5 protein-coding genes and 3 pseudogenes are annotated in these 8,407 nt (G+C 66.2%); 1 reads left to right on the top strand and 7 read right to left on the bottom strand.

Annotation, left to right across the window (positions count from 1 at the left end):
* The 6 genes and pseudogenes from AB3X43_RS10350 to AB3X43_RS10325 all read right to left on the bottom strand — a co-directional run.
* A pseudogene (locus AB3X43_RS10350) lies at nt 1-1,069 on the bottom strand (Tn3 family transposase); the annotation flags it as partial.
* A gap of 39 nt (nt 1,070-1,108) precedes the next feature.
* Nucleotides 1,109-2,086: pseudogene (locus AB3X43_RS10345) on the bottom strand (DDE-type integrase/transposase/recombinase).
* Nucleotides 2,087-2,176: 90 nt separating this feature from the next.
* Complete coding sequence (locus AB3X43_RS10340; protein ID WP_369429764.1) at nt 2,177-3,178, bottom strand: NADP-dependent oxidoreductase; 1,002 nt, start codon at nt 3,176-3,178, stop codon at nt 2,177-2,179.
* A gap of 61 nt (nt 3,179-3,239) precedes the next feature.
* On the bottom strand, nt 3,240-4,643 hold the full coding sequence (locus AB3X43_RS10335) for an MFS transporter (RefSeq protein ID WP_369429763.1): 1,404 nt from the start codon (nt 4,641-4,643) through the stop codon (nt 3,240-3,242).
* A gap of 1 nt (nt 4,644) precedes the next feature.
* On the bottom strand, nt 4,645-5,349 hold the full coding sequence (locus tag AB3X43_RS10330) for an SDR family oxidoreductase (RefSeq protein ID WP_369429762.1): 705 nt from the start codon (nt 5,347-5,349) through the stop codon (nt 4,645-4,647).
* Between the two features lie 70 nt (nt 5,350-5,419).
* Entirely contained in the window at nt 5,420-6,001 is a 582-nt protein-coding gene (locus tag AB3X43_RS10325) for a TetR/AcrR family transcriptional regulator (protein ID WP_369429761.1), read from the bottom strand.
* A gap of 329 nt (nt 6,002-6,330) precedes the next feature.
* On the opposite strand from AB3X43_RS10325, the pseudogene AB3X43_RS10320 reads away from it, so the two are divergent.
* Nucleotides 6,331-6,768 (top strand): annotated as a pseudogene (locus AB3X43_RS10320) (IS3 family transposase); the annotation flags it as partial.
* Between the two features lie 140 nt (nt 6,769-6,908).
* Here AB3X43_RS10320 and AB3X43_RS10315 read toward each other — a convergent pair.
* Nucleotides 6,909-8,138, bottom strand: coding sequence for a helix-turn-helix domain-containing protein (locus AB3X43_RS10315; RefSeq protein ID WP_369429760.1), 1,230 nt, complete (start codon nt 8,136-8,138; stop codon nt 6,909-6,911).
* Nucleotides 8,139-8,407 lie beyond the last annotated feature (269 nt).

Here is an 8,407-nt window from a genome sequence, read left to right as displayed (position 1 = left end):
GCAACGCATCGGTCTGCTTCAGGATCGAGAACGTCGCGGCCGGCACCAGGTAGGTGTCGAAGTCCTTGAACTGGCGCGAGCCCTGTACCCAGACATCGCCCGAGCGCAGGGCGTTCTTCAGCTCCGACAACACACACAGTTCGTATTGACGCCGGTCGAGGCCGGTCTCGGTCTGGACCAGCCTCGCCCAGCGCTTCTTGACAAACCCGGTCGGCGTGTCGGCCGGCAGCTTGCGGCTGCTGGTGGCGTTCATGTGGCGCAGCACCTCGACCGCGTCGAGTACACCCTGGCCGGCCGGCGCTGCCCGCAAGGCCAGCGCCTCCAGGAAGGCTGGGGCGTAGCGGCGCACCGCGGTGTAGCCCTCGCCGATGAGGTGCAGGTAGTCGAAGTCGCCCGGTCGGGCGAGCTGCTGCGCTTCGGCGACGCTGGCGGTGAAATCGTCCCAGGACATGACGGCCTCGATCGCGGCCAAGGCATCGCTGCGGCACGCCTTGGCGTCGAGCAAGGCCTGACCGACGCGGCCGTACAGGCGGACCTTGTCATTGATCGCCTTGCCGGCCTCCTGGAACTGCTGCTGATGCTTGAGCCGGGCGATGCTGAACAGCTTGCCCAGGATGCGGTCGTGCAGGTCGATGACCTCGTCCGTGACGGTGGCCATCCCTTCGATGCTCAGGGCCACCAGCGTGGCGTAGCGTCGCTGAGGTTCGAACTTGTTCAGGTTCGCCGGTGTCATCTGCGCGCCCTCCCGAGCGATCTTGAGCAGGCGGTTCTGGTGAACCAGTCTGTCGAGTCCAGTGGGCAGATCGAGTGCCTTCCAGGCCTTGAGCCGTTCGATGTGTTCGAGCATGCGGCGCGAGTTCGGCCGCAGCGGAGACTGGCGCAACCAGGCCAGTCGGCTCAGCGAGGTGCCCTCCTGGCGTTTGAGCAGATCGTCCAGGCGCTGCCGGTGAAGGGCCGTCAGCGGATCGGTCCGGCTCGCGTAGATCTGCCGGTTGGCCCGGGTGATTGCCTCGGCACAGAGGCGCTCGATGACCTCCACGCCTGGCAGGATGATCCGCTGCTGTCGCAAGACTGACCTTGCCCCTGTATTCCGTATCCCATAGCCAGACTACGCGCTGGCTTGCCGAGCTTGGCCGGCAAGCCAGTTTTCTTCGAACTGCATAGGGCTGACGTAGGCCAGCGTCGAGTGCAGTCGGGTTCGGTTGTACCAGAGCATCCAGGCCACGACTTCATCCTTGGCCTGACGCCTGCTCTTGAAGCGTTGCCCGTGCAGCCGCTCCACTGGCGTACTGACTGCCGCGGTCGCTGTGGAAGATCAGGCCAGTGTCCTTGGCCGGATGGCGCTTGAACCAGGCCATGCGCAGCGCGTCGATGACCAACTCGCGCGTCATGTCCTGGCGCAGACTCCAGCCCACCACCTGGCGGCTGAACAGGTCGATCACCACGGCCAGGAACAGCCAGCCCTCGTCGGTGGCGATGTACGTGATGTCGCCCACCCAGACCCTGTCAGGCTCGGCCACCGTGAACGCTCGGTTGAGCAGGTTCGATGCGATGGGCCGGTCGTGTCGGCTGTCGGTGGTGACCTTGAAGCGCCGCTTGCCCTTGGCGCGGATGCCATGCTGCTGCATGAGCTTGCAGCGCGTCGTCGCTGAGGTGGCGGCGCTGGGCGTTGCTGGCGTGGCGCACGAAGTGCTCGTGGTACCCGGCCACGCTGACCTGCAGCACCCGGCACTGCACCGAGATCGGCCACACGCGCCGGTGGCGCTGGATGAAGGCGTACTTCACTTCGCAGCCTTGGCTTCGTGTGAGCCGTCGCTTTTCCCAGGATGTCGCGCTCCATCGTCACCCGTGCCAGCTCGGCACGCAGTCGGGCAATCTCCATCTGCTCGGCGCTCACGGGCTTGCTGTCCGTGCCCGCGAGCTTGCCCTGCCGACTGGCCTTGACCCAGTTGAACAGGGTCTGATCGACCACGCCCAGCGTCCTGGCCGCTGCCGCGATGCTCTGGCCGGCCTCGACCAGGCGCACCGCCTCCTGCTTGAACTCCAACGTGTAGCGCGCCCTCGACGCAGCCTTCGGTTTCGTCATTTCCGTTCTCCTTGCTGACATCGCATCACTCAGCATGGGTGACGGTTTCTGGGGGCAAGGTCATACTGCCTTCCAGCGTACTGATAGGGCCTATCGCATCTGCACGACAACCTTGCCTTTCGAGCGACCCTGGGCAAGATAGTCCAATGCCTTCTTCGCCTGATCGAACGGGAACACCTTGTCGATCACTGGCCGGATGCGCTGCGTCTCGAGGAGCTTGCCGATCTGGGCGAGTTGATCACCGTCGGGGCGGGCAAAGAGGAACGAGTAGTCAACGTCGTGCTTCGTTGCGAGGCGCATGACCTTGCGACTCATCAACGCGAACACGAACGTGAGGACGAAGTGGAGTCGGCGAGCGCGTGCGAACGCAACGTCCAGCGGCCCGACCAGCGAGACGATCTTGCCCCGCGCCTTGAGGATGCCGATGGACTTCTCGATCGAGTCACCCCTGACGGTCCCCAGGACCGCGTCGTAATCGCGCAGCCAGGTCTCGAACGCCTGCTTGGTGTAATCGACCACCTCATCGGCGCCCAGTCCGCGCACCAGTTCGACATTGCCGGTGCTGGTGGTCGTTCCCACCCTGGCACCCAATAGCTTGGCCAACTGGATGGCGAAGGTCCCGATGCCGCCGGAGCCTGCGGGGATGAAGACCTTTTGACCCGGCTGGAGATTGATGCGCCCTTTCAGCGCTTGCCAGGAGGTCAGCCCGACCATCGGGATCGATGCTGCCTGCACAAAGTCGAGATTGGCGGGCTTCAGTGCAGCAGCGCTCTCGGGCACCACCGCAAATTCGGCGATGGAACCGGTGCCCTGGTCGAAGATGTTGGCAAAGACCTCATCGCCCACCTTGAACCGGGTCACGCCGCTGCCGACCTCGGTCACGATGCCGGCCAGATCACTGCCCAACGTGGCCGGCAACTGGAATTTCACGACCGCTTTGAAGATCCCGGTGGGGATCATGTTGTCGATCGGATTGACACTGGCCGCGTGGACCTGAACCAGCAGTTCGTCCGCTCCTGGCGTGGGACGGGGAAGGTCGGCGAAGCCGATCTCCGGCGACTTGCCGTAGCGTTTGAAGGTGAGCGCTTTCATGGTTTTCCTGGTTGTGGCGGACCCGAATGGGCTGCTACGGATTGATGGGGCATTGAGCGGGTCACGGCTGCACCGTCCGTGGCTTGGTGTCCACCGGCAAGCAGAGCAAGCCTGTGAGCAGCGCCAACGCGCCGTGCAGGAGGTACAGCGCATTGAAGTCGGCGCGTTGCAGTGCGGCATGGCCCAGCAGCGCCACCGTGAGTGCCACGCCCAGCACCGAGCCGATCTGGCGCGTGGCCTGGTTGACCGCGCTGCCGACGGCATAGTGCGCCGCCGGCAGGCGGCTCACCGCTGCGGCGGACAGCGATGGCAGCACCAGGCCGACCGAGATGCCGCTCATCATCAGCCCGGGAAGCCAGTGCAACAGATAGCGCGGCTCGGTCCCCGGCACGAGCAGGAACCACAAGCTGCTGCAGGCATACAGCAGCGAACCGCCCACCAGGAAGCGGCGATGCCCCAACCGTGTCGCCAGGCGGCCGGTGATGATGGCCGTCGGCATCACCAGCAGAGGCCCCGGTGTCACCGCCAGCCCGGCCTGTGGCAGGCTGAAGTGCCAGATGTTCATCATGAAGAAGAAGAAGGTCAGGAACATCATCGAGAACGCCGTGCCGAAGGCCAGCGTCGCGACATTGACGTAGCGGTAGGTGCGGTTGTGGAACAGCGCCAGGTCCACCAGCGGCGCCTTGGCCCTGCGCGCCCAAGCCACGAAGGCGCTGGCGGCGAGCAAGCCGGTGCCGCCCAGGACCGCGAGTTCCGTGCGACTCCAGGTCGATGCATCGGACTCGACGATGGCCAGGGTCACGGCACCCACCGCCAGCATCAGCAGCGCCATGCCGACGCCGTCCAGCCGCCGGCGCTCAGTGGACTTCGCTGATTCCGTCAGCAGCGACGCACCGCGCCACAGGGCCAGGCCACCCAGTGGGATATTGATGTAGAACGCCCAAGGCCAGCCGAATTGGTCGATCACCAAGCTGCCCGCGCTCGGGCCTACCGCAGCAGCCAAGCCCCCCACGGCGCCCCACAAGCTCACGGCCACCGCGCGCCTGGTCTGTGGGAACGCCGCCAGCACGATCGCCAGCGATGCCGGCGTCAGCAGCGCCGCTCCGACAGCCTGCAGCGCCCGGGCCGCAACCAGCCAGCCCACGCTGCCCGCCAGTCCACAGGCCGCCGAGGCCGCCAGGAACAGCGCCACGCCGATCAGGAAGACCCGCTTGCGCCCATGCGTGTCGGCGAGGCCGCCGGCGGGAATCAGCATCGTGGCATACACCACCGTGTAGGCATTCAGCACCCACGACAGGTCGGCTGTCGATGCGCCGGCGAAGGCGCGTCGCAGGGGATCGAAGGCGGCGAACAACATCGTCGTGTCGAGCGACACCAGGAAGGCGGCGATGCTGGCGACCCAGAACACCGGCCACGGAGACGCGCTGTTGGTGACGTGACGAGCAGGGGTATCGGCGGCGGTCATCTCAATCTCGCGCCTGCAGGTACACGCCAGGCTGCGCCGACAGGCCGAGCTTGACCTGCTGCGTCATCTCGTCTGCCAGCACCTCGTCGGCACCGGCTTCGAGCGCGTCGAACGCCCTCGCGACGATCTGCTCCGGTGTCGATTTCGGCATCGTGATGCCCTGGGTCATGTCGGTGTCGACGAAGGCCATGTGCAGCGTCAGTACCTGGGTGTTCTGGCCCCGCAACTCGTTGCGCAGGCCATTGCTGAGGCTCCAGGTGGCCGACTTCGTCAACGCATAGCCAGCCAGCGCCGGGCTGGAGATCCAGCTGGCAACCGAAGCCACGTTGAGCAGCGCACCGCCGCCGTTGGCGGCCAGCACCGGCGCGAAGGCGCGGCTGACACGCAGCACGCCAAAGACGTTGGTCTCCAACTGCTGGCGCAGGCGGTCCTCGGCATCCGCCGCGAGAAGCCCGCCGAACTGCGCGATACCGGCGTTGTTGATGACCAGGGTCACGTCGCCGGCCGCTTCGGCGGCAGCGGCGACATCGGCAGGCGAGTTCACGTCAAGCCGAAGCGGTGTGACGCCGGGCAGCGTGACGCTCTTCGGGTCCCGCGCACCAGCGTAGACCTTGCGCGCTCCGCGCGCCAGGGCTGCCTTGGCAAACGCAAGTCCGATGCCGCGATTGGCGCCGGTGATGAGGAGGGTGGCGTTGTCGAGTTTCATGATGCCCTTTAAATGATGGTCGTCATATTTGCCGACACGCAAAAGCGCGACGGCGGCTTTTACCGGCGCGTCAGGCGTCGTACTGCTGGATCAGGCTGCCCCGCACATTCGCCAACCACGCCTTGCCTGCCTTGCCCTGGAGCGTGCGCGCCAGTTGCAGCGCGCCGACCAGGGTGGCGGCGACCACCTGGGCCTGCGCCGGGTCGACGTTGGCAGGCAGGGTGCGGCGCACGAGTTCGACCATGCCCAGCACGCGGGCGCGGGCGGCGCTGGCGACCTCTTCGGCCTGGCGCGGGATTTCGGAGGCCAACGCGGCGACCACGCAACCGCATTCGGTGTTTTCGAGTTGCGCATCCGCCAGGTAGGTGTGTACCAGCGCGGAGAACGGACTCAACCCTTGGGCCTGCGCCTGGCGTAACCGCTCGACGAGCACCGCCCCGGTGTCGCGACCAGCACGTTGCGTGGCCTCGGCCAGCAGGGCATCGCGGGAGGCGAAGTGGGCATAGAAGCCGCCATGCGTCAGGCCCGCCTCTTTCATGATGGTGGCAAGACCGACACCATCGTACCCGGCACGACGGATGGCACGTGAGGCGGCATCCAAGATGCGATCGTGGGTCAGTTCTTTGCGGCTGGCGTTGGTTGGCATGTCCATATAATATTACGATCATCATACAAACGTGTCAACCACATCGATTGGGGCGATCCCTGCCTCACCTGATCGAGGTCATCGGTGCGCTGGGTCTGTTCGAGCGCGATCTGATTCGGGACCGAACCAAAGACTGCCTTGTAGGGGTAGAACAAGCAGTCGTGTCACCAGCCGCCATCTGGTGCAGACGGCCGGGTGGTGGATATCGGGAAACATGTGTTTCCCTGCGCCTGGCACCAAGTGCCCAGAACACACGGCTCCCGGAGCCGAAACATGCACGACAAACCATGTCTCACCTGAGGTTCGCGAGCGCGCTGTGCGCATGGGCACCGCACCACGCAGCACTTGGCCGAGAGCCGCACAGGCGCTGCGCGAGGGCGCAACGCGACGACAACTTGGTGCCGCAGATTGAGCGCGTCTGGCGGGCCAATATGCAGGTCTACGGGGCCGACAAGGTCTGGCGGCAACTCGAACGCGAAGGTACTGCTGTTGCGCGCTGCACGGTCGAGAGATTGAGGCGCCGGCAGGGGTTGCGCGGCGTGATGCGTGGCAAGGTGGTGCGCATGACGATCAGCGGCAGCAAAGCGCCATGCCCACTGGACAAGGTTAATCGACAGTTCAAGGCCGAGCGTCCGAACCAGCTGTGGGTCTTCGACTTCACGTATGTGTCGACTTGGCAGGGCTGGCTATACGTGGCCTTCGTCATCGACGTCTTTGCTCGTCGAATCGTGGGCTGGCCACTGTCCGATCAGCCGGGATCAGATAGGGCCCTCCATTCGTCTGTCTGAAAGCGTGCAGCGCGGGCGGCTGTGCAACGCGGTGACGAACGGTAGGGGCGCAGGGGGTGTGGCCAGAACCTCGGGAAAACGCGGAGGTTGCGGATGTTCCGTTTGAGAACAAGGCCGCGCGGCAGTCAGTCCCTGTCGCGGACTGCGCGCAAGCGCCGATAGATGAGGCCCCGGGAGACGCCGAGCTGTTTTGCTGCGTCCGACACATTGCCGCCGCACGCCTGGAGCGTGGTCCGGATGAGGTCGAGATCCGACTCGCGCAGGCGCTTGTTGGCGGGCGCGTCAGCGGCCAGTGATAGCGCTTCGACTGCCAGCTCGGTGGTGGCGATGGCGGCGGCCGGCGGATCGGGCTCCGCCACGGGCAGGCTCGTCCCTGCCACCAAGCCACGGCGACCGTCAGGTGCACGCATCTCGGCGCGGGCCCACACCTGCAGTCCGTTGGGCAAGGCCAGCGGTGCCGCACCGGCGACAGGCAGTGCGGCCAGTTGCGTCCAGGGCAGGCCGAGCAACAGGGCTGGCGAACGTTCAGCCTGTGCAGCCGACAAGGTCCGGCCGCCGAGCAGACTGCGGGCGACCCCGTTCTCCCATGCAATGCGCCCGTCCACGCCGACCCCGATCAGGCCGACCAGCGTGGAATCGAGCAGGTCATGGGCGATCTGGAACCGGACCACCAGGTGTTCGGTAGATTGCGCCACGAGCAGCCGGTTCTCGATGGACCCCGCGAACAGGCCCGCCACCGCCGCCGCATCGAACGCAAACGGAATCCGCTCGCTGGACAGGTCGAGCACCCCGGCGACGCGGCCGTGGATGTCGCGGATCGGCGCCGCAGCGCAGTGCATCTCCTTCACGCTGTCGAAGAAATGCTCGCCGCCCTGCACGCAGACGGGTTTGCCGGTGCGGACGACCACGCCCGGCGCGGTGGTGCCGACGGCGTCTTCGGAGAGGTTGACACCGATCCGAGTGGCCACCGGCATCAGTTCCTCGTGCGAGCGCCCCACGCAGGTCGAGCCGATGAGCACCCCCGTGGCGTCGGTCAGCATCGCGGTGCAGTTGGAAGTGCTGAGACTGGCCTCCAGCCGGGGCACCTCGTCTATCCACGCCTGGTGCAGCGGCCGGTTCTTCATGAGGGCCAGCTGGGTCCGGCTGGCCGTGACCGGCTGGAACGTGGCGCGTTCATGCGGATTGCCGTGCAGACGCAGACAGCGTGCCCAGGACTCGAATACCGCTTCGCTGACCACGCCGGTGGGCGCCTGCCCGCCCTCGAAGAACCGCTGGCGCGCCAGCGCGATGCGGTCGGTGCGCGACTGCAGCAGGGACAGGCTCGGCAGGTGGTTCATGGTGTTGGCAGCTGTCATGTCCGGGCGGAAGTGAAGGCGGATGGTCCTGCGTCTCAGTGTCGGCGCCAATGGCCTTGCGCGAATGTGGTGCATCACCCGGCGTGATGCTGCACCGCACACGCCGGGCCGCCGTTACGCTGGCGGCGCCAGTTCAGCGGGCTGGTCTTCGCCGAACAGGTCGAAGACCAGCCCGCGCAGCCACTGGTGGACCGGCGAGCGGTGCACCTTGGCGTGCCAGAACACGTTGATCGCCACCTCGGGCAGCACGACCGGATGCGGCCGGCAGG

It is taken from the genome of Sphaerotilus sp. (assembly GCF_041083715.1).
In the GTDB taxonomy this organism is placed as follows: domain Bacteria; phylum Pseudomonadota; class Gammaproteobacteria; order Burkholderiales; family Burkholderiaceae_C; genus Sphaerotilus.
This window is presented reverse-complemented; position numbering and strand designations above follow the sequence as displayed.